This is a genomic window from Xanthomonas sp. 1678, from assembly GCF_031455575.1.
Classification (GTDB): Bacteria; Pseudomonadota; Gammaproteobacteria; order Xanthomonadales; family Xanthomonadaceae; genus Xanthomonas_A.
In genome coordinates this window covers 156,791-178,590 of record NZ_JAVDSZ010000008.1, presented here as the reverse complement: position 1 = coordinate 178,590, position 21,800 = coordinate 156,791, and the positions used below count along the sequence as shown (strand labels likewise).

The window sequence follows — 21,800 nt, the reverse complement described above, 5'->3', positions numbered from 1 at the left end:
CCTCTTCTAGTGGATATTTACTTCTGCTTGGCGAATCCTAGCCATGGGTGGAACCTCCATCCTTGCTTGCTCTCCGGAACCTCCACCGTCGCCAGCCGTTCGGCGCAATGCTGCAGGGAGAGGTTGAGGTGCTCAGCCTGCTCGGCGAGCAATGCTATGAGGTCGAACTCGCCCCACGGCGCGATACGCGGGCCGGGATCGAGTTGGATGTCATGGCGCTGGCTGCGCTCGACGGCGGTATAGAGCTTCTCGTCGCGGCGGATGTTGCTTTCCTCGATGCGGTGCAGGACAAGCTGTTCTTCTTCATCGTCGGGTAGCAGGACCAGCGTGATCGAGGGCAGCGGATCGTCGCGGAATGGCTGTTGTTGCGGCAGTACGCCGGTCAGTGCGGCCCTTGGGTATTGCCAGGCGCACGCGGCATCCAATGGAAATGTGACGGCACTGCGGACCGAAGTGGATACGCTGGTGCGGGGCTTGGGTAGCATGCTGTCGGCCATGCGCGCGTGTTCCAGGTCTACCAGATTGTGCTGGGGCTGCTGCTTGGCGTGAGGCAATGGCTGGATACGTGGCAGCGCGGTCAGCGTGGTGTACTCGTCGGCCCGCAACAACTTGCCGAGCCGGTGGGTCTGCAGCCGGAAGCGTTCCGTGCGTGCGCCGTGGGCCTGCTCGAATCCAGGATGCACGAACGCTGGTGCGTCCTGTCCTATCTGTCGAAAATGGCGCAGATTGGTGTCGAAGATCAGCACGTTCGGCGCGGTGCCCGGCGTCCCGCGATGGCGCTGCACGCGCCCGGCAAGCTGGATCAGCGAGCGCATTGACGACGGTTCGGCCACCGCCCAGTCCGCATCCCAGTCGCGGCCGACTTCGCACACCGGGCTGGCGAGCACGATGAACACCTGTTGCTGCTCGGGGCCGGCGTCCAGCGCGGCGCGGATCGCGGGCAGGCGATAGACCGTCAAGCCGTCGCCACGACGATCAAACGCCGCGTCGAGCTGCTGCTCGATCGCCGAGCGTTGCAGCAACGGGAAGCGCGCATGGTAGACGCACAGGTGGATGCGCGTGCCCTCTGGGGCGCCAAGCCGGAACAGCGCCTGTGCCACGTCGAACAGCGGATCGATATTGGCCATGCGCACCAAGCCGAAGCTGACGCGCTTGCCGCTGACCGGATCGGCTTGCGCGTGAGCGGCGTGCAGGTCCAAGCAGGCGGTGCGGACGTGCCCCGCGAATTCGGCATGGATCTGCTCGCGCTGGCGCGACTGAAGTTGCAGCGGCAGCAGCGCGCCCCGCCGCAGCGGCTCGGCCTTCTGCAGCCGCGTGGAACGCCGGCCGACGAATTGCAGGTGCTGCTGCGCGAAGGACGCCGCGTCTGGACAGGCGGCCGTCTGCACACCGAATTCATCGGCCCACAGGCATTGCACCATCACCGCCGCATCCGCGTTGCCGCCGTCGGCGCCGCGGTTGCGTTGGTAGTGCATGCGCCCGGCGCGATAGGCCGCATACATTCCTTCGAGCAACGCTGGCGGCAACGTTGCCGAGGACAGCAGCACACGCGTGCCCAGCATCCCGGCCCAATGCACCAGTCTGGTTAACGCGGGCAGGTCGTCCAGATCGTAGTCATCCAGTTCGTCGAGGATCAGGTCGGCGCTCATCAGCCGCAGCATCGGCGCGATTTGGCGTCCTGCGCGCAGCGATTCGGTGGCCGGAACCATATGATCCACGGTGCAGACCAGCATCGGCGCGGACAGCAGCTTGCGAATTTCCGGGTCGTGCAGCGCGCGGGATAGTAGCGGGTGGTCGGCGGTGGTGCCGTCGTACAGGATGTGGCTGTCCTCCTCCAGCAGCGACTGAACCGAAGCCGATCCGTGGGACTCGGCTTTCTGTTGGTAGTAGTCGAACAGCGCTTGGCTGGCCGAGCCGCCTACGCGAATGGCCAGTTCGTCGTCGCTCAAGTGCAGGTCGGTGCGGTAGCTACGGCCGGTCTGCAAGGTCAGCGAGCGCAATCCGAGTGCATAGGTCGCGCGCATGCCGTGTTGCGGATCGGCCAATGCATAGAGGATGCGTGCATTGCCCAAGGTCTTGCCGCAGCCGGTGGATGCCATGTTGACAATGAACGCACCCTGCGCACGTGCCGCTTCGCGCAACGCGGTCGCCGCATCGGCCGCCTTGTCCTGCCAGGCGAAGCGGGGATCGGCACTGCGCTTGCGCAGGCCGCGGTGCTGAGCCAACCGAGGCAGGTGGCGCTCGAAACCGGGCAGGGCATGGGCGATCAGGCCGGTGGTATGGGTCACGCCCAGCAAGTGTTCCACCAAGGACTGGTTGGGCACCGTGGTACCGGCCTGGTTGCGGGTCGTATTGGCCATCAGCCATGTATCCGCTTGCAGATGCGGCCTGCGCTCGGGGACAGGCTGGTCGTTCTTGTCCAGTCCCAGTCTGGAGTAGGCATGATCAGCCAGCATCAGGCTGAGTCGCGCCAGGTGCATCACGTATGGATTGCCCAGCCAGTCGTCGTCGCGACGCCCGCGCAGTTCAGCCAGGCGCTTTGCCAGGCGCGCAGCCTTTGCACGCCACGCCGGCGTGGCGACCGGCAGTGGACCTGCGGGATTCCAATACGGCTCTATCCTGGTGCGTTCGAAGGGCTGGTGGATCTCGTTCCAGTCGTGCCCGACCAGCGATAGCGGCGCCTCCAGCCACATGGGATTGAAGGTGCGGGCACGGCGCCCTAGCCAGCCCTGAGTGCCGTCCTCGTTAGCGACCGGTATCAACGGCAGGCGGTGGTGCGTCAAGACCAACCAGGCTATCGCCGCAGCGAGGGGCGGCAACTGTTCGAATGGACGCCCAGGGTCGGTATCCAGGCCATCGCGGCGGTAGCGTCCGTCCGCTGTCCAGCTGAGCGCGTCGCTGCCATCCGGATCGGACAGGCGGCGTAGCCAGCCTGCATCGTCGTCCTGGCCGACGAAGGCCTGAAACATGCGCAGCGACACCCATTCGTGGCGATAGAGGTTGCGTTCCTGCAAGTGCCCGCGCAGCCGCGCCTGGAAGGCAACACTTACCTTGCCCAGGTCATGCAGCAATGCGGCTAGTTGCGCCAGCAGCTGGATGTCTTCCGCGCGATGCCAATCGTTCTCGTCGCCGCGACGCAGCACATTGCGCGTGGTGGTGCCTGTCGGCACTGCACCCTGCGCGTTGAAGCGGCCAGCGTCCCCAACGATCCACAAGAGTTCGCTGTGGTCCAGGCCGCGGATCCAATGGCAAGCGACGGCGGTATTCTTGCGCGCGGTGCGGCGCAGGAGCTTGCGCAGGGTATCCAGGCCCGTTTGGGTAATCGGCGTCTGCCAGGTGCGGTCGCCGCGGCGCTCGGCGAACTGGTCGAGGATGCGCCGGGTCTCGGTCAGTGCGCGCTTGTCGCACTGGGACACCAGCAAGATGTTCATGCTGCACCGTCGCGCTTCAGCGAGGCCGTCGCCAGCGCCACCTCCTTGAGTGTCTCGATCATGAAATCCAGCGATTCGCTGCGGGCAAGCGCTTCGATGCAGTTTTGCCGAAACGCTTGTTCGTCGTCCCCGCGCATGGCCGACAAGAACGCCTGCGGGAGGATGCTGGCATCTTTGACTAGGTCGGCGGCATCGAACACCAGCCCGCCGCGCCGGGTTTTCCCGTGCAGGACTGCCAAGCCATGCGGCAGCCCCAGCACCCATGTCGCGGTCGCCCCCAGCCCATAGGCGAGATAGTTGCCGTGATCGAGAAAACGGTTGGCCGGATCGTTGCCGGCGCCGCGTTTGGCGCGGGTGAACTCGCCGTAGCCGACGGTGTCCACGGCCAGCTTGAACAATGCCTTGGTCAGGCGTGCCTCTTCGGTCAGCAGGGCCGTGTTGTCCTGCGCCAGTTCGATGTTCCTGGAACTTCTTTCCAACAACTCCTGCAGGCGGGCGGCGGGAGGGGCGAAACCAGCATCCTTTAGTGGGCGCAACAGCCATTGCTCGCCGATGCGCCGGTTGCGTGCTTGTTGGAATGCTTTGGCCGCGCATAACCGCAGGTCGTCATCGAACCAGAACCTGACCCAGGCCTGTAGATATTCGGTAGGCCGGTATTCGCTCTGGGGAGAGAACCAAGTGACCTCGACGTCCATTTCGTTCGCCGTGAACAGCGGCGTACCGCCACCGCCGCAGAAGCCCACCAGCACGCCTGCCTTGGCCAGCTCGCGCATGGCGGCCTGGGTAATCGACGTGCCCGTTCCTAGTAACAGCGTTGTGGTGTTCGCGATCGGAATGTTCCAGTACAGCGAACGCTTTCCCGCGTCGGTCACATACTCGACGCGCCCGCCGTTGACCAGCACACGGCAATGCTGGAGATAGTAGAGATTCGCCCGTTTGGAATGCAGGATCGTTTTCAGATCCGAAGCTGGCAGTGCGTCCATGTACCCCTTGTGGGCCGGCAGCCGTTGCGCTCGCATCGGATCCGCGGCCTGTTCAGGCTTGGATATTAGACCCAAGTTGTCGTGTTCTTGGGTCTAGGTTGTGGACAAATTTTTTGGCGAGCATGGACCACTGCAACAGATGGCCGACATCGGTCGTGATCGCTCCGCCCCGTGCGCAGGTGTGGTGCTTGTGGCTCAGTCCTCCGACCACACCGCCAGCTCGTAGCCGTCCTGGTCAGCGAAATGGAAGCGGCGGCCGCCGGGGAATTCGAACAGCGGGCGGACGATGCGGCCGCCGGCGGCTTCGATGCGCGCCTGGGTGTCGGCCAGGTCGTTGGAGTACAGCACCACCAGCGCGCCGCCGGGCTGCGCGGTGCCGTGGAAGAAGCCGCCGCTGAGGCGGCCGTCGCGGAATTCGCAGTAGTCCGGGCCGTAGTCCTGGAAGGTCCAGTCGAACGCCTGGCCGTAGAACGCCTTGGCCGCGGCGATCGAGGCGACGGCGAATTCCAGGTAATCGATGCGGTGCTGCTGGTCGGCGCGGCTCATGGCGGGCTCCGTGAAAAGGGAGGCCAGTATCCATCGCCACGCCGTCGCCGGCTTGGCGAAAACGGCCAGCTCAACGCGCGTGCCGCCGCACCAGCTCGCGTGGGCTGAGCCCGGTCAGCTGGCGGCTGTCGCGAACCAGGTGCGGCGCGTCGCCGTAGCCGGCCTCCAGCGCCGCCGCGGTCAGGGTGGCGTGGCCCGATGCCAGGCGCAGGAAGCGTTGCAGGCGCAGGATGCGCTCCAGGGTCTTGGCGCCGTAACCGAACGCGTCCTGGCAGCGGCGCCGCAGCGAGCGTTCGCTGATGCCCAGGCTGCGGGTCAGTTCGGCCATCCGCGGCGCGGTGTCGCCGGCCAGCTGCGCGAACACCCAGGCCATCGGCAGGTCCGCCGCGAGCGGGCGGCTGGCGCACAGCGCGTGCAGCAATGGCAGCGGATCGGCGCCGTCCTCCAGCCGCGTCTGCCAGTCGCGGCCGCGTCCGTCCCACAGCGCCTCCAGGGCGATGCGTTGGTCGGCGATGGCATGCAGCGGGACGCCGAGCAGGCTCGCGCCCGCGCCGGCGGCCAGGCGCACGCCGCTCAGCACGCTGCCCGGTGCCAGCGCCACGCTGCTGGCGCCGCGGTCCGGCCCGGCCACGAACAGCGCGCACCCGTCCCAGATCAGGTCCACGCAGCCGTCGGGCAACACTTGTGTCGGCAGCGGATCGGCATCGCCCTGGCGGAAACGCCAGCTGCAGCGCAGGCGGTCGCGCAATGCCGGCGGTGCATCAATTTCGGCGTAACGGGAGGGCGTGGGCAAGGCGATGGTCATCGGGGCGATCGGCGTTGTGTGCACGGTACGGCCTGCGCGCGGAAGACACGAGCAGCATTCGCCAGCCGCGCGCGCTGCCGGTTCGCCGAGGGCACTGCGGCGCCGCTCGGCCGCCGGCGCTCAGCGATGGGAGCGGCCAGCGCCGAGCGCGTCGCTGCCGGCCTGCCGCTGCCGGTGGAACCAGGCCACCATCGGGGAGGCCATCAGCGTGGTCACCAGGGTCATCCCGAACAGCAGGGTGAACAGGTCCGGGCCGATCAGGCCGCTGTCCAGGCCGATCTTGATCACCACCAGTTCCATCAGGCCGCGCGCGTTCATCAGCGAGCCCACGGTCAGGCTGTCGCGCCAGTCGTGGCCGCTCAGGCGCGCGCCCAGCGTACAGCCGAGCAGCTTGCCGAGCACCGCCACGCCGATCACCAGGACGAAGCCGGCGATGCCCGCGCCGGCGAGCGCGCTGGGGCTGGTGGCCTGGCCGGCGACCGCGAACAGCACCGGCATCAGCAGGGTGATCGCCAATGGCTCGATGCGTCCGGCCAGATGTTCCAGCAGGCGGTCCTCGCGCGGCAGGCAGATGCCGAACAGGAACGCGCCGAAGATCGCATGCAGGCCGATCCACTCGGCCGCCGCCGCGCACGCCAGCAGGCCGATCAGCACCCACACCAGCGCGGTGGGCGCGTAGCCGCCGTCGCCCACGCGCGGCCTCAGCAGGCGCGCATAGAGCGGGCGCAGGACGCCGAAGACCACGGCGACCAGCACCAGCACGCCCACCGCGGTGAAGCCGACGCCGCCGTGCGTGTTGCCGCCGGTCAGGGCCAGCACGATCGCCAGGAAGATCCACACGGTGGCGTCGTCGATCACCGCCGCGCCCAGCGCCAGGCGGCCGGCTGGCGTGCGCGTCATGTTGCGGTCCTTGAGGATCCGCGCCAGCACCGGAAACGCGGTGACCGACATCGCCGCGGCGATGAACAGCGCGAACGGCCAGAAGCCGATGCCGTGCGGCGCGAAGCGCGGATACAGCCATGGCGCGGCGGCCAGGCCGAGCAGCAACGGCAGCACGATGCCTGCCAAACCGACCGTCATCGACGCGCGCACCTGCGCCTTGGTGCCGTCCGGCGCGCGCAGTTCCACGCCGACGACGAACATGAAAAGCACCACGCCGATGTTGGCCAGGCCGGACAGCGGCGGCAGGCTGGCGTGTGCGAACAGCGCGCCGTGCAGCTCCGGCAGCCAGGCGCCGAACGCGATCGGCCCGAGCAGCAATCCGGCGGCCATCTCGCCGATCACCGGCGGCTGGCCGACGCGTTGCAGCAACGCTCCGCACAGGCGCGCCACGCCGAGGATCACCGCCAGTTGCACCAGCAACAGCGTCGTTGGATTCATCGCATCAGCCCTTCCACTGGATCGGAGCGGCGCGTACCTGCAGGCGGTCCGCGGTGTGCATGGTCATCGGTCCTGTCCCCCGGCGCCACCCGCCGAATGCGCCGCGCGGACGGTGCAGCGTCCTGGCTAGTCTATGCCGACCAAGGCGCGCGAGGCAGTCGCCGCCGGTGCGGGCATCCAGCTCGCCGGCCATTGGTCTGGCCCGCCTTAGGCCGGCGTGCGGCGGCGGCCGATCCGCCACCGTTGCGACCACGCGATCCGCACGCACCGCCATGCAGGCGTGGCGGCAGCTTGGCTCAACGCTCAGACGGTCCGCTCTCGTCATAGCCGCGCGGGGTGAACAGGTCCGGCTGGATCAGCTCGATGAAGGCGCGCGCCTGCGGCGACAGGAACTTGCCCTTGCGCACCACCACGCCATAGCTGCGGGTGGGGAAATAGTCGCCGAGCGAGCGCGTGGCCAGTTTGCCGCGGTCGGCCTCGGTGACGCAGATCGAGCTGACGATGGAGATGCCCATGCCCATCGCCACGTACTGCTTGATCACTTCCCAGCCGCCCACTTCCAGCGCCACCGTGTACGGCACCCGCGCCTGCTGGAACACCAGGTCGACCAGGCGGTAGGTCACCTGGCGCTTGGGCGGCAGGATCAGTGGATACGGCGACAGGTCGTCCAGGGTGAGCTTGGGCTTGTTCGCCAGCGGGTGGTCGCGCGGGGCGATCAGCAGTTGCTCGAAGCGGTACACCGGCGCGTAGCTGAGGTCGGCCGGCACGTCGAGCATCGAGCCCACCGCCAGGTCCACCGCGTCCTCGCGCAGCAGGTCGGTGCCGTCGGCGCTGATCGCGTTGTGCAGGGTCAGACGCACGTCCGGGTGGCGGGCGCGGAAGTTCTCCACGATCTTCGGCAGCAGGTACAGGATGGTGGAACTGTTGGCGGCGATGTTCAGTTCGCCGGCGTCCAGCCCGCGCGCCTTCTCGCGGAAATCGGCCTCCAGCCGGTCCAGGCTCTCCACCAGCGGCTGCGCCATTTCGTACAGCAGCTGGCCCTCGCGGCTGGGGATCAGGCGCCGCCCGCTGCGCTCGAACAGCACCACGCCCAGCTCCCGTTCCAATGCCTGCAATTGCAGGGTCACCGCCGGCTGGCTGACGAACAGCGCCTCGGCGGCGCGTGAGACCGAGCCCAGCCGCACCGTCTGGCAGAACGCGCGCAGCGGCTTCAGCCGGTCGGATTTGTAAGGAAAACGAGGGGTTGCGGTGCCGCGCGTAGGCATGGCGTGATAGATATAAGGTGAGCTTATTTAATGCATTGATAAAACTGTATTGTCAAATACTTGCGGCGGACGCACGGTGGCAGCCCGGAAACATCGAGGAACCCCACCATGTCCGCCGCCGCCTTCGCCGCTTCATCCCCCTCCGCCGACCGCTCCACTCCGGGCATCACCCTGACCGCCTCGCTGGCCGGCCAGGACGCCTTGCTGCCACCGGCGGCGCTGGCCCTGCTGGTGTCGCTGCACCGGGCGATCGAGCCCGAGCGCCAGGCGCGGCTGGCGGCGCGGCACGAGCGCCAGGCCTGGTTCGACGGCGGCGGCCTGCCGGACTTCCGCGCCGACACCCAGGCGATCCGCGACGGCGACTGGCGCGTGGCGCCGCTGCCGGCGGCGCTGCAGGACCGCCGCGTCGAGATCACCGGCCCGACCGATCCGAAGATGGTCATCAACGCGCTGAACTCCGGCGCCAAGGTGTACATGGCCGACTTCGAGGACTCGACCGCCCCGACCTGGCGCAACCTGGTCGCCGGGCAACGCGCGCTGGCCGAAGCGGTGGCCGGTACGTTGACCTTCACCGCGCCGCCGGCGCGCGACGGCAGCCAGGGCAAGCGCTACACGCTCAAGCCCTACGACGAGCAGGCGGTGCTGATCGTGCGCCCGCGCGGCTGGCACCTGGACGAGAAGCACGTGCTGGTCGATGGCCAGCCGCTGGCCGGCGGCCTGTTCGACGCGGCGCTGTTCGCCTTCCACAACGGCCGCGCGCTGCTGGCCAAGGACCGCGGCCCGTACCTGTACCTGCCCAAGCTGCAGTCGATGGAAGAGGCCGCGCTGTGGGAGGCCGCGCTGTCGCACATCGAGGCGATGCTGGGCCTGCCGCAGGGCCAGATCAAGGTCACCGTGCTGATCGAGACGCTGCCGGCGGTGTTCGAGATGGACGAGATCCTGCATGCGCTGCGCGAGCGCATCGTCGGCCTGAACTGCGGCCGCTGGGACTACATCTTCTCCTACCTGAAGACCTTCCGCCGCCACCCCGACCGGGTGCTGCCCGAGCGCGGCCAGGTGACCATGACCCAGCCGTTCCTGAAGGCGTATTCGGAACTGCTGATCCGCACCTGCCACCGCCGCGGCGCGCATGCGATGGGCGGCATGGCCGCGCAGATCCCGATCGGCCACGACGAGGCGGCCAACGAGCAGGCGATGGCACGGGTGCGGGCGGACAAGCTGCGCGAAGTCAGCGCCGGCCACGACGGCACCTGGGTCGCGCATCCGGCGCTGATCCCGATCGCCCGCGCCATCTTTGACGAGCACATGCGCGCGCCGAACCAGCACGCGGTGCGCCGTGAGGACGTGCAGGCCGACCGCGACACGCTGATCGCGCCGTCCACCGGCACCATCACCCGCGCCGGCTTCGAGGGCAACATCGAGGTCTGCGTGCGCTACCTGGCGGCGTGGCTGGACGGCAACGGCTGCGTGCCGATCCACCACCTGATGGAGGACGCCGCCACCGCCGAGATCAGCCGCAGCCAGCTGTGGCAGTGGTTGCACGTCGGCGGCCTGCACCTGGACGACGGTACCGCGATCGACTTCGCGCTGTTCGACGCGTGCATGCGCCAGCTGCCGGCGCGCCTGGGCGAGCGCGCGCTGCTGCCCGGCGGCAATCGCCTCGACGACGCCATCGCGCTGCTGGACGGGCTGACCCGCAGCGACGATCTGGCCGAGTTCCTGACGTTGCCGGCGTACCAGATGATCGATTGATTGGACGGCAGGGATTGGAGAGTGGGGATTCGCAAATGCGGATCCGGCGTCTTTCGAACCCTGCGCCACGTCCTCGTCTCCACCGCACCACCGTTTCATCGCCGTATCCATTCCGAGGAGAACGCAAGATGAGCACCACGCTGCAGAACGCCGAACAGATCCAGCACGACTGGGACACCAATCCGCGCTGGGCCGGGATCACCCGCAACTACACCGCCGCCGACGTGGTGCGCCTGCGCGGCACCGTGCACGTGGAGCACTCGCTGGCCCGGCTCGGCGCCGAGAAGTTGTGGAAGTACCTGCACGAAAAGGACTTCGTCAACGCACTGGGCGCACTGACCGGCAACCAGGCGATGCAGCAGGTCAAGGCCGGGCTCAACGCGATCTACCTGTCCGGCTGGCAGGTCGCCGCCGACGCCAACCTGGCCGGGCAGATGTATCCCGACCAGTCGCTGTACCCGGCCGACTCGGTGCCGGCGGTGGTCAAGCGCATCAACAACACGCTGCTGCGCGCCGACCAGCTGCACCACGCCGAGGGCAAGGACGAGATCGACTTCCTGCAGCCGATCGTGGCCGATGCCGAGGCCGGCTTCGGCGGCGTGCTCAACGCCTTCGAACTGATGAAGGCGATGATCGAGGCCGGCGCGGCCGGCGTGCATTTCGAGGACCAACTGGCCTCGGTGAAGAAGTGCGGGCACATGGGCGGCAAGGTGCTGGTGCCGACCCGCGAGGCGGTCGAGAAGTTGAACGCCGCGCGCCTGGCTGCCGACGTGCTGGGCGTGCCGACGCTGCTGGTCGCGCGCACCGATGCCGAGGCCGCCGACCTGGTGACCAGCGACATCGACCCCAACGACCGCCCGTTCACCACCGGCGAGCGTACCGTCGAAGGCTTCTTCAAGACCAACAAGGGCCTGGACCAGGCGATCTGCCGCGGCCTGGCCTACGCCCCGTACGCCGACCTGATCTGGTGCGAGACCGGCAAGCCGGACCTGGAGTTCGCGCGCCAGTTCGCCGAGGCGATCCACGCCAAGTTCCCGGGCAAGCTGCTGGCCTACAACTGCTCGCCGAGCTTCAACTGGAAGAAGAACCTGGACGACGCGACGATCGCCAAATTCCAGAAGGAGATCGCGCGCTACGGCTACAAGTTCCAGTTCATCACCCTGGCCGGGTTCCATGCGCTGAACTACTCGATGTTCAATCTGGCGCACGGCTATGCGCGCCGGCAGATGAGCGCCTTCGTCGAGTTGCAGGAAGCCGAGTTCGCCGCCGCCGATCGCGGCTTCACCGCGGTCAAGCACCAGCGCGAGGTCGGCACCGGCTACTTCGATGCGGTGGCCCAGGCGATCCAGCAGGGCCAGTCCTCCACCACCGCACTGAAGGGCTCGACGGAGGAAGAGCAGTTCCACGGCGAAAAGGCCGCCTGACCTGCAGCCGGGCGTTCGTTGTCGCCGATCCCCACGGGAGGGGAGAGCCCGGGTTCGCCCGGGCTTTTTTTGTGCCGGCCGCGGTGCGTGCCGCCCTCTGTGTGGTGTCTACGAGATGCGCCAGCTCGCATCCGGCCAAGGCGCGCTCGCCAGCCTGGCGTGCGTTCTTTTGCCATCTCCGCTGCCGCGAGATCGGCTGTGACCTGGCCGTCGGTGCGTCGTGCAGATGCTATGCTTTGTGCACGATGGCGAGCGACGCCAGGAGCCAGTGGGGGCCCGGATGAGTTGCGACAGCGCCGCATCCAACGTACGCGAGACAATTCCGACGGTTGGTGTGGTCGCCCCCAAGCCTAGCGAGCTGGCGGTGCTGACTGCGGCGGAGCTGCGCCTGTTCTCCGAGTTCGGCCGCACGCGGACGGTGCGTGCCGGCGACGTGCTGTTCCGGCGCGGCGACGGCGGCAGCGCCATGTTCGTGATCAGCAGCGGCGTGATCGACCTGGATTTCGGCGAGGACCTGGTGGTCAAGCATCTCGGACATGGCGAGTTCTTCGGCGAACTCGGACTGTTGATCGGCAGCCACATGCGCAGTGCCGATGCGATCGCCGCCAGCGACGGCGTGCTGGTGGAACTGGACCACGACGACTTCCAGCGCCTGGTGGAGCGCGACCCGGGCCTGGTCGCCTACTTCCTGCGCCGTACCATCATGCGCGTGGTGATGAACGAGCAGACCCTGATCCGCCAGTTGCGCCGCCGCAACCACGATCTGGAAGCGGCGCTGGACAATCTCTACGCCACCACCCACCAGCTCAGCCAGACCGAAGAACTGGTGCGCACCGACGAGCTGACCGGCCTGCACAACCGCCGCGGCCTGATCCTGCGTCTGCAGGAGTGCCGCCGCGACGGCCGCTCGCCGGGACCGGGCCTGCTGCTGATCGACTGCGACCGCTTCAAGCACATCAACGACGAACACGGTCACCTGGTCGGCGACCGCGTGCTGCAGAACGTCGCCAACATCCTGCGTTCCGTCGCCGGCGAGGACGACATCGCCTGCCGCCTGGGCGGCGACGAGTTCTGCCTGCTGGTGGCGACCGGCAACGCGGAAGACCTGCGCCGCATCGGCGAGTTCGTGATCGCCACGGTGCAGAACCTGCTCGGCGTGCCGCATCCCTCGCCGCATATCTGTCCGGTCAGCATCGGCATCAGCCGGGTCGATCCGCAGTCCGACTGGAACGACTGGTACGCCAATGCCGACGCCGCGTTGTACGAGGCCAAGCGCCTCGGCGGCAACCGGCTGTACTGGCACGACGTCGCCTCCGCCCCCTACTGACGCGCGCGCGTCCTCGAGCCGCCATGAACGACGCCCACCAGCCCCAGCCCGAGGTCCCGCAGCTCCGCACCCTGCTGCTGACCGACCTGTGCGATTCGGTGGCGCTGGTGGAACGGCTCGGCGACGCCAACGCCGCCGAACTGTTCAAGCTGCACGACTCGCTGGTGCTGGAACTGCAGCAGCGTTGGCGCGGGCGCCTGATCGACCGCTCCGACGGCCTGCTGCTGCTGTTCGAACGCCCTATCGACGGCCTCGGCTTCGCCCTGGACTACAGCCGCGGCCTGCACGCGCTGGGCGCGCAGCGCAAGCTGGAGCTGAAGGTGCGCGCCGGCCTGCACGTCGGCGAAGTGCTGACCTGGCGCAACAGCGATGCCGCCGTGCAGGTCGGCGCCAAGCCGCTGGAAGTGGAGGGCCTGGCCAAGCCGACCGCGGCGCGGCTGATGACCCTGGCGCGGCCCGGGCAGATCCTGCTGTCGGCGGTGGCCGAGTCGCTGACCCACCGCGCCGCGCGCGAACTGGGCGAGCGCGGCGAACGCCTGCTGTGGAAATCGCACGGCCGCTGGCGCTTCAAGGGCGTGCCGACGCCGCAGGAGATCTACGAAGTTGGCGAAATCGGCAACACCCCTCTGCGCGCGCCGAAGCCGACGCCGAAGGCGTGGCGCGACATCCCGCTGTGGCGCCGCCCGGCGGCGCTGGTGGCGGAGGCGATGCTGACCCTGACGGTGGTCGCCGCGCTGCTGTTCTTCGGCCGTCCGGAGCCGGCGATCGCGTTCGCCGAACGCGACTGGATCGTGGTCGGCGACCTGCGCAACCTCACCGGCAACGCGACGCTCGACGCCTCGCTCGACCAGGCGTTCCGGATCAGCCTGGAGCAATCGCGCTACGTCAACCTGCTCAGCGACCTCAAGGTGCGCGACACCCTGGGCCGGATGAAGCGCAGCCCCGACAGCAAGATCGATCGCGCGCTCGCCTCGGAGATCGCGCTGCGCGACGGCGCGCGCGCGGTGATCCTGCCGACCGTCGCCGAAGTGGGCGGGCGCATCCGCGTCACCGTGGAAGTGGTCGATCCGGCGACGCAGGCAACGGTGTATACCGAGACCCAGACCGGGCGCGGGCTCGAATCGGTGCTGGCGTCGGTGGACACGGTCAGCGGCCAGTTGCGGCGCCAACTCGGAGAAGCCATCCAGTCGGTCGATCAGGCGTCCAAGCCGTTGCCGCAGGTGACGACGTCCAACCTGGACGCGTTGCGTGCGTATGCGCTTGGCATCGATGCCACGGGCAACGCCAACTGGAAGCAGGCCGAACAGAATTTCCGTGCGGCGCTCAACCTCGATCCGCAGTTCGCGCTGGCCTATGTCGGCATTGCCCGGGTGCTGATGGCGACCTCCGACCGTGCCGCGGCGGTACCGTACTTCCAGAAGGCGCTGGCGTACAAGGCGCGTCTGCCAGCGCGCGACCAGCTCTATCTCGATGCCTATTCGGCCGAACTCAGCGACAGCCCGGCCGCACTGGGCGGGTGGCAGCAGTTGGTGCATCTGTATCCCGACAGCTTCGCCGGACACGGCAATGCGTTCTGGCACCTGTTCCAGGCCAACCGCTTCGCCGACGCGTTGCCGCATGCCGTTGCCGCCGACACCGCGCAGGATCCGTATCGGTCGATCGCCATCGACGACATCGGCCGCATCTACCTGGTGCAGGGAAAGCTGGAGCAGGCCAAGGCCCAGTTCACCCAGATCGCACTGCAGGACAAGAGCGGTCCCGGCCGGCGCCTGGCCAACGTGCTGGCGCTGCAGGGCAACTACGCCGAGGCCGAGGCGCGGTTGCGCGCCATTCCCAAGAGCGACTATGCCAACGACGACATGGTGCCGCGCCTGGACCTGATCGCGCTGAAGGTGGACCAGGGCAAGTGGGACGAGGTCGCCGTCGAGCTGGACGATGCGCTCAAGGCGAGCCGCGCGGGCAACGATTTCACCCAGGCCCAGTTCGGCTTCTTGCAGCTATCGATCCAGGCGTTGACGCAGCAGTCCGGCAAGGTGCTGCCACGGCTGCGGCAATGGCAGCACGCCCAACTGCAAAGACAGGAGCGGGCGCTTCCTGGCGAACCGTATGCCAGCGATCGCGCCGCGCTGATTCTCGCCGCCGTCTATCTGGCGCAGCGCCTCGGCGACGACGCATTGTCGGCGCGTGCGCTGAAGGTCGTGGGTCCGTGGGTGGAGGTCTCGGCGGATCCGACCCTGGGCAAGCTGCTGCGCATCGTGCAGGCCGGGCAGTACCGCTTGCGCGGCGACTACGCGCAGGCGCTCGCCTTGCTGGCGCCGCGCGAGGACGACCTGCTGCAGGCACGGGTGGCGCTGTATCATACCCTTCAGGCGGCTGGCGAGCATCGCCAGGCGCTTGCGCAGGCGGATTGGATCGGCGCGCATCGAGGCCTTGCCTATGGCGAGGCTTCGGTGTCGCAGTCGTTGCAGACCTTGAATGTCGCCGATACGCGCATGGCCGATCGCTGGGCGGCGCAAGCCCTGTCGGATCTGGACAGGGCCCCGGATGCGCGGCGGCGACTCGACGCGCTGTTCGCCGCCTGGCCCAGCGCCGCGATGCCGGCTTACTTGAGGGAGACGGTCGAGGCGACCTTGCCGGCTTCGAAACAGAACACGACGTGATGGTTGCCGTCCACCGTCAGGTGGCTGACCAGCTCCTTGCGCGCCTTGGCGATTTCTTCCTTCGACGCCAGTTCCTGCGAGGTCATGCAGAAGAACGGCGCGCCCTGCTTGGGCGGCGCCGGGTCGGCGGCCAAGGCATGGTCGGCCGGCTTGTAGCCGAGGCTGGCCAGCGCGGCGACCGGATTGTCCTGAAAGCTGGCGCGGAAAGCGTCGTCGGTGCTGAGCAGCTCCAGCAGGCGATCGGCGATGTCAGCGGGCAACGGGTCGTGAGGGGCGCTAGTCATGGCAATGTCATCTCGCAGGGAAGGGTGGTGTTCGGCGTGGCGTGTAAGGCGCAGCCACTATATCTCTATCGGCATATTCCCCTGCCAGGTTGAGTAGGTCTTTCCGTATGCGCGTGCGCCGTTGTTTTCATCTGTTCCTCGAGCCGCGCGAGGTCAGCCGCTTCGATATGGCTTCGTTGCTGGCCGGAGGCAATGGCCTGGCGCGCGAGCGCCAATGGGTGGCGCTGGCCCCGCATCTGGAACAGGAACTGGAAGTCGATGCACTGGAGCGCGAGCTGCTGGGTGCGCTCAGTGCGGGCGATTGGACCGACGCGCAGGCCTTGCCGGCGCAGTGCGCCGCCGCCAGTGCGCGCCTGCTCGAGGTCGGCCTGCTGCTGCGCGATGACGACGTGGCGCCTGGCGGTTTCGGCGAGCGCGATGCCGCCATGCGCGACGCCTATTGGTGGGGTCCCGCCGCGCTGGCGCACCGGTTCGGGCGTTGGCAGGGCAGCGACAGCGTCGTGGCGATGGAGGCCAATGGGCTGACCACGGTCGCCGGCCTGTGCGAAAAGCTCGGCCCGCCGCCTGCAGAGGTGGGCGCGCGCTGCGCGCCTTCCGCGCGCCTGCCGCTGCCGCGCGAGCAGGAAGACGACTTCGATGCGCTGCTCGCGCGGCGCGCCACCTGCCGCAATTTCGATACCGCACGGCCGTTGCCGCTGGCCGCGTTCGCGCAGCTGATGCAGCGCGTGTTCGCGGCAAGCGCCAGGGTCGAGGCCGACGGCATGGCCGCGTTCCTGAAGAAGAACGCACCCTCCGGCGGCGGCCTGCATGCCACCGAGGCCTATCTGATCGTGCAGCGCGTGGAGGGTCTCGCACCGGGCCTGTATCACTACCATCCGGTCGATCATGCCCTGGAGCCGTTGCCCCCCCCGGATACCGCATTGGATGCATTGGCACGGACCGCAGTAGCCGGTCAGCACTGGTTCGCCGATGCGCCGGTGCTGGTGGTGATGGCGCCGCGTTACGCGCGCATGAACTGGAAGTACCGCCACCATCCCAAGGCCTACCGCGCCTTGCTGCTGGATATCGGGCACCTGTCGCAGTTGCTGTACCTGTGCGCGACGCAGGCGCAGTGGGGCGCGTTCGTGACCTCGGCGATCAACGAGGTGGATATCGAACGCGCGTTCGGCATGGACCCGTTGCGCGAAGGGCCGCTTGCGGTCTGCGGCTTCGGTTGGCGCGCGCCGGAGTTGACCACCGCCGAGTTCGATCCGGCCGGCGCGGTCTGGCAGGCGAGCGCCTGATGCGGGTCCGCGTGTGGCGGACGGCGACATGGGGATGTTGCTGCGAGTGCGAATGACGTGGCGGCCGCACTGCTGCCGCCGTGCCTAGGCGACTCTTGCCCGTCGCCCGTCGCCCGTCGCCCGTCCCCGTCCCCGTCCCCGTCCCCGTCCCCGTCGCCTCGCGTCAGTGCGCCTCGCTGCGCGGCGCTCCGGTCGCGGCCACCGTCGCCTCGTCGGGCGCGGTCGACGTTGCCGGCTTGTCGCGATGTTCCAGCAACTCCAGCCGCTTGCCGCCGGGCAGCCGGTAGTCCAGCTGCTGCTGCAACGCATCCAGCGCCGCGACCTGCACGCAGAGCGCGTCGGCCCTGGCCTCCAGCGCCTTGCCGCGGGCGTCCATGCGCCGCTCCAGGTCCTTCTCCATCGCGGCGGTGCGTTTTTCGATGGCGTCGGCGCGACCGGTGAACACCGCGAACATCACCCCGCGGGTCAGCGCGCTGGCCATTTCCTCGGCGGCGGCACTGACGTCGGCTTCGAACGCCTTGTCGAACAGCTCCTGCTGCCATCGGCCCTGACCGAGGGTGCGGTCCAGATGGGCGAGGGCGGCGTCGCGGTGCACCTCCAGCTTGCGCGCCTTGCTGCGGCTGCCGGTGATGGCTTCGACCACGCCGCCGAAGGCATCGAAGGTGATGCCGACCGTCTCGCGGGCGATGCCGGCGACCTCGGGCATCAGCGCCTGCGCGCCGCGTTCCATCTGCCGCAGGCGTTGCGCATCGGCGTTGCCGAGCGCTTGCGCGACGCCGTCCACCTGCAGCCGTCCGTCGTGCAGGAACACCGTCTTCGGCATGCCGTCGCTACGGGTCAGCATGACGCCGGTACGGTCGACGATGACGTCGTAGGGCGTGGAGAAGCCGCATTGCTGGGAGGAGAACTGCGGGCCGGCGGCGGCGCTCACGGCGGCGCCGAGCAGGCAGAGCGTGCACACGGAGGGCAATAGACGCATGGCGGCGGTTCCTTTGAACGTGGCTGCAGCATCGGCGCTGGGCCGTGCCGTGTCGTCTGCGGGAAGTCAGGGTGCGGGAAGTCATACCTGCCCGGCGCCGCGCCTGCAAGGAGCGCGTGGAATCAGCCCGATGCTGTGGGCATCCGCCATTGCGCGTGCAGCGGACCATCCCGGCCGGCGACCGGATCGCGAGGCGGCAATGGCAGCTGCGCGATGCGGCGGATCATCGCGGGCGTGGGCGGCTGCCGGCAGATGTCCCAGTCCTGGCCGTCGGGATACGCGCCGACCACCAGGAAATCGGCACTGGAGGCGATGCAGCAATGGCCGGTGCCGGCCGGGAGCAGCAAGGCGTCGCCGACCGCCAGCGTAGTCTCCGGCCCGCCCGGGCCGCCGATGACCAACCGTGCGCTGCCGCGGGCGACGCCCAGGACCTCATGCGCGGTGGAGTGGTAGTGGTGATAGTCGTAGATGCCGTCGCGCCATTGCGGCGGCCAGCCGTGCTCGGCGAAGCGGCGTTCGAAGCCTTCGGCACCGCCGTCGGGATCGACTGCGCGGTACAGCAGCACCGGCAGAAACGGATGATTGGGTACCCAGTCGTGCGGCGGCAGAAGCCAGTGTTCCAGGTGCATCGTCGGATCCTCGCGGCATGCAACAACGGCGCAGCGGCGCTGAACGCCACGAGCATGCTAACCAGGCCGTGTCGCGGTCGTGTCATCGCCCGGCGCGGCGATGGCGCGGCTCACAATCTCCTCACTATTTGCGCGCAGAATGTGGCAATCGGATTGCATGACGTGGAGCGCCGGCGGATGAACGATTTACGCATCGACCAGATCGACGGTGCCTTGTCCGCGCTGGACCAGGCCGACCCGCACCTCAAGGCGGCCCTGTGGCAGTGGGCGTATCTGGAGATGCTGCACGAAACCCTGAGCGCGATGCATCAGTTGTCGCACCGGGTCGGCGTGGCCGAACTGGTCGCCGACGCCTGGTTGGCGCCGGTGGACGTGATCGCGCTGGAACAGCCGTTCCTGGATCGCGCCACGCTGGCCGACCCGCGCGTGCAGGCGTTCGCGTTGGCGCTGGGCGAGGCGTCCTCGCGGCAGTCGCGCGCCGCGTTGTGGCGCAGCGGCTACGCCAGCGCGGTGCAGGCCACGCTGCAGGGCATGCAGGCGTTGGCGGGCAAGCATCGGATCGATGCGCAGGTCGCGGCGCAGTTGTCGCCAGCCTAGTGGTGCCGCGCGCCGACGCGGCGCACAGCCAGTCGTGGTCGCCACCAGCGGGTTGCACCATCAGCCGCTCCCAACCCGTGCTCGATGCATCGCTAACGCACTGGACACGTCGCGTTCACCCTGCGGCAACGCCGCCGCCGACAGCCTTGTGCGCATGGCCGACCCCCACCGCCATCCGTCTCCGCAATCGCATCCCGCGCAGCAGACGCCGCAGGCGCCAGGCGCCATTCCCGCCGATGCGCCAGGCATCTCCGAGGCAGGAGCCTGGTGGCGGCAATTGCGCGCCAGCAGGGCATTGCGCGTGTTGGGCGCCCTGCTGCTGGCGACATTGCTGGTCGCCGCCCTGCTGGTCTGGCATGCGCATGCTTGATCGCGCCCTTTCCTGCTCCCGCGGAGTGTCGCCCATGGCCTTTTTCGTCGTCCGTGACCACGTGCGCCTCCACAGTGTGCGGACGCATCCGCCAGGCGGGCACGAGGCCGCGACGCATGCCTGGGTCGCCGCCGAGGTCGCGCGGCTGATGCGCCTGCCGCTAGGCGAGGCAACGATGGGCAGCGGCTTCTACGTGCCCGACGACACCTTGACCGCCGAACAGGCGCTGCAACTGGGCGTGCGCGATGCCAGCGGCCTGCTCGGCGGCGTGGTGCCGCATGCGTTCGTCGCCACCAAGGCGATCAGCCATCCGCTGGTCGCGCCCGACGCGGCCGCGCCGCAGGGCTGGAGCCGCGCGCTCGGCGCCGCACTGGGCGAGGCGACGGTGCCCGGCTATACCGCGTTCGCCGTTGCCGACGCGCGCGAGGCGTATGCGCGCCTGCGCCGCGGCGGCCAGGTGCGCTTGAAGCTGCCCCATGGCATCGGCGGACAGGGCCAATCGCTGCTGCACGATGCGCACGCGCTGGATACGGCCCTGGAGGCGGTGGCGCCCGCGGATCTGGCGCAGCAGGGCGTCGTGCTGGAGCGGCAACTGGACCGCTCGACCACCTTCAGCGTCGGCGAGGTGGAGTGCGCCGGAATGACCATCGCCTACTACGGCACCCAGTCCGTCACCCGCGACGGTGCCGGTCGCGAGACCTATGGCGGTTCGCAGCTGTTCGTGATCCGCGGCACGCTGGACGCCCTGCTCGAACGCGAGCTGCCGCCACCGCAGCGCGAGGCGGTCTTGAAGGCGCGCCACTACGACCGCTGCGTTGCCGAGGCCTATCCCGATTTCTACGCATCGCGCCGCAACTACGACGTGATCGATGGCGTCGCGCAGGACGGCACCCGCATGTGCGGCGTGCTCGAGCAGTCCTGGCGCATCGGCGGCGCGACGCCGGCGGAACTGGCCGCGGTCGATGCATTCCAGCGCGAACCGGCGCTGCACGCGGTGATTGCGGCCACCGTCGAACGCTATGGCGACGCCGCGCTGCCGGCCGGCGCGCAGGCGTATTACGTGGGCGAGGATCCGCGCGTCGGCCGCCTGACCAAGTACCGCTACGTGAACGTTGCAGACTGACGATGGAAACCAAACTCTCCAGCATCGATATCGCGGTGGATGGCGATGCATTGAGCGGCACGCTGCTGACCCCGACCAACGGCATGCCCGGGGTGCTGTTCGTGCACGGCTGGGGCGGCAACCAGCATCACAACCTGGTACGCGCACGCGAAGCGGTCGGCCTGGGTTGCGTGTGCCTGACCTTCGATCTGCGCGGCCACGAAGGCATGGCATCGATGCGCGAGACGGTGACGCGCGCGCAGAATCTGGACGACATCAAGGCCGCCTACGACCGCCTGGTGGCGTCGCCGCAGGTGGACCCGGAGTCGATCGCGGTGGTGGGCCTGAGCTACGGCGGCTACCTCGCCTCGCTGCTGACCCTGGAGCGGCCAGTGGAGTGGCTGGCGCTGCGGTCGCCGGCGCTGTACAAGGACGCGCACTGGGACGGACCGAAGGTGGCGCTGAACCAGGATCCGGACCTGATGCCGTACCGGCGCCGCACGGTGGCGCCGGCGGACAACATCGCCCTGGCCGCGTGCCAGCGCTTCCGCGGCGACGTGCTGCTGGTGGAGGCCGAGCAGGACGTGATCGTGCCCGGCCAGGTGCTCAAGAACTACGCCGCGGCGTTTTCCAATGCGCGTTCGCTGACCTCGCGGGTGATCAAGGGCGCCGATCACGCGCTGACCCAAAAGGAACACCAACTCGAATACACCCGTTACCTGATCGACTGGCTGACCGAGATGGTGGTCGGGCGCCGCGTGGCGCTGGCCAAGAACGTGGTCGAGCGGCGCAAGCAGAGCCTCAAGAACACCCAGGGCGATGCGGCGACCTCGCCCGGACAGGGCTCGAAGGAGTTCCACGGCCAGATCGAGGCCAAGGAGCGCACGTCCGACGCGACGCCATCGCGATAACGAGCGCAGGCGCGGCGCAGTGGCGCCGCAGCGGATACGCGACAGCAACTGCTGCGTTGCTGTCGGCAGCGT

18 protein-coding genes are annotated in these 21,800 nt (G+C 68.5%); 9 read left to right on the top strand and 9 right to left on the bottom strand.

Translation table 11 applies throughout. From position 1 onward, the window contains the following. Window positions 1-17: 17 nt before the first annotated feature. The 6 genes from cas3f to J2Y70_RS15385 all read right to left on the bottom strand — a co-directional run bounded on the left by cas3f (window position 18) and on the right by J2Y70_RS15385 (window position 8,410). Complete coding sequence (gene cas3f / locus J2Y70_RS15410) at window positions 18-3,431, bottom strand: type I-F CRISPR-associated helicase Cas3f (RefSeq protein WP_309919344.1); 3,414 nt, start codon at window positions 3,429-3,431, stop codon at window positions 18-20. Next, window positions 3,428-4,414 (bottom strand): type I-F CRISPR-associated endonuclease Cas1f, encoded by a 987-nt coding sequence (cas1f, locus tag J2Y70_RS15405; RefSeq protein ID WP_263396227.1) that lies wholly within the window; start codon window positions 4,412-4,414, stop codon window positions 3,428-3,430. The genes cas3f and cas1f overlap by 4 nt, the downstream gene beginning before the upstream one ends. Window positions 4,415-4,609: 195 nt before the next feature. Next, the gene (locus J2Y70_RS15400; protein ID WP_309919339.1) at window positions 4,610-4,960 is read right to left on the bottom strand and encodes a VOC family protein; all 351 of its coding nucleotides are present in this window, start codon (window positions 4,958-4,960) and stop codon (window positions 4,610-4,612) included. 70 nt (window positions 4,961-5,030) lie between these two features. Then, window positions 5,031-5,765 carry a helix-turn-helix domain-containing protein gene (locus tag J2Y70_RS15395; protein WP_309919336.1) on the bottom strand — a complete coding sequence of 245 codons (735 nt, stop codon included), beginning with the start codon at window positions 5,763-5,765 and terminating at the stop codon, window positions 5,031-5,033. 120 nt (window positions 5,766-5,885) lie between these two features. Beyond that, entirely contained in the window at window positions 5,886-7,145 is a 1,260-nt protein-coding gene (locus tag J2Y70_RS15390; RefSeq protein ID WP_309919333.1) for a cation:proton antiporter, read from the bottom strand. A gap of 296 nt (window positions 7,146-7,441) precedes the next feature. Then, the gene (locus J2Y70_RS15385) at window positions 7,442-8,410 is read right to left on the bottom strand and encodes a LysR family transcriptional regulator (RefSeq protein ID WP_309919330.1); all 969 of its coding nucleotides are present in this window, start codon (window positions 8,408-8,410) and stop codon (window positions 7,442-7,444) included. A gap of 108 nt (window positions 8,411-8,518) precedes the next feature. Here J2Y70_RS15385 and aceB point away from each other — a divergent pair, with 108 nt between their 5' ends. The 4 genes from aceB (at window position 8,519) to J2Y70_RS15365 (ending at window position 15,573) form a co-directional block, all read left to right on the top strand. Then, on the top strand, window positions 8,519-10,162 hold the full coding sequence (aceB, locus tag J2Y70_RS15380) for a malate synthase A (protein WP_309919327.1): 1,644 nt from the start codon (window positions 8,519-8,521) through the stop codon (window positions 10,160-10,162). A 128-nt stretch (window positions 10,163-10,290) separates the two neighbouring features. Then, window positions 10,291-11,586 carry an isocitrate lyase gene (gene aceA / locus J2Y70_RS15375; RefSeq protein ID WP_309919324.1) on the top strand — a complete coding sequence of 432 codons (1,296 nt, stop codon included), beginning with the start codon at window positions 10,291-10,293 and terminating at the stop codon, window positions 11,584-11,586. 280 nt (window positions 11,587-11,866) lie between these two features. Then, complete coding sequence (locus tag J2Y70_RS15370) at window positions 11,867-12,913, top strand: GGDEF domain-containing protein (RefSeq protein WP_309919321.1); 1,047 nt, start codon at window positions 11,867-11,869, stop codon at window positions 12,911-12,913. A 23-nt stretch (window positions 12,914-12,936) separates the two neighbouring features. Further along, the gene (locus tag J2Y70_RS15365) at window positions 12,937-15,573 is read left to right on the top strand and encodes a putative peptide modification system cyclase (protein WP_309919319.1); all 2,637 of its coding nucleotides are present in this window, start codon (window positions 12,937-12,939) and stop codon (window positions 15,571-15,573) included. On the opposite strand, the gene J2Y70_RS15360 is transcribed toward J2Y70_RS15365, so the two are convergent. Further along, window positions 15,516-15,857, bottom strand: coding sequence for an NHLP-related RiPP peptide (locus J2Y70_RS15360; protein ID WP_309919316.1), 342 nt, complete (start codon window positions 15,855-15,857; stop codon window positions 15,516-15,518). The genes J2Y70_RS15365 and J2Y70_RS15360 overlap by 58 nt on opposite strands. Window positions 15,858-15,964: 107 nt before the next feature. On the opposite strand from J2Y70_RS15360, the gene J2Y70_RS15355 reads away from it, so the two are divergent. Continuing rightward, window positions 15,965-17,140 (top strand): putative peptide maturation dehydrogenase, encoded by a 1,176-nt coding sequence (locus J2Y70_RS15355; RefSeq protein WP_309919312.1) that lies wholly within the window; start codon window positions 15,965-15,967, stop codon window positions 17,138-17,140. 163 nt (window positions 17,141-17,303) lie between these two features. On the opposite strand, the gene J2Y70_RS15350 is transcribed toward J2Y70_RS15355, so the two are convergent. Next, window positions 17,304-18,119, bottom strand: a complete 816-nt coding sequence (locus J2Y70_RS15350; RefSeq protein ID WP_309919309.1) for a DUF2884 family protein — start codon at window positions 18,117-18,119, stop codon at window positions 17,304-17,306. Window positions 18,120-18,241: 122 nt separating this feature from the next. Continuing rightward, complete coding sequence (locus tag J2Y70_RS15345) at window positions 18,242-18,748, bottom strand: cupin domain-containing protein (RefSeq protein WP_309919306.1); 507 nt, start codon at window positions 18,746-18,748, stop codon at window positions 18,242-18,244. Between the two features lie 177 nt (window positions 18,749-18,925). Between J2Y70_RS15345 and J2Y70_RS15340 the strand changes: the two genes are divergently transcribed. The 4 genes from J2Y70_RS15340 to J2Y70_RS15325 all read left to right on the top strand — a co-directional run bounded on the left by J2Y70_RS15340 (window position 18,926) and on the right by J2Y70_RS15325 (window position 21,728). Beyond that, window positions 18,926-19,345 carry a hypothetical protein gene (locus tag J2Y70_RS15340; RefSeq protein ID WP_263396177.1) on the top strand — a complete coding sequence of 140 codons (420 nt, stop codon included), beginning with the start codon at window positions 18,926-18,928 and terminating at the stop codon, window positions 19,343-19,345. A gap of 154 nt (window positions 19,346-19,499) precedes the next feature. Beyond that, entirely contained in the window at window positions 19,500-19,715 is a 216-nt protein-coding gene (locus J2Y70_RS15335) for a hypothetical protein (protein WP_309919302.1), read from the top strand. A gap of 34 nt (window positions 19,716-19,749) precedes the next feature. Further along, window positions 19,750-20,838: a DUF3182 family protein gene (locus tag J2Y70_RS15330; RefSeq protein ID WP_309919299.1), complete on the top strand. Its 1,089-nt coding sequence runs from the start codon at window positions 19,750-19,752 to the stop codon at window positions 20,836-20,838. Window positions 20,839-20,840: 2 nt separating this feature from the next. Then, a complete protein-coding gene (locus J2Y70_RS15325) occupies window positions 20,841-21,728 on the top strand; it encodes an alpha/beta fold hydrolase (protein ID WP_309919296.1) in 888 nt (295 codons plus the stop codon). Window positions 21,729-21,800 lie beyond the last annotated feature (72 nt).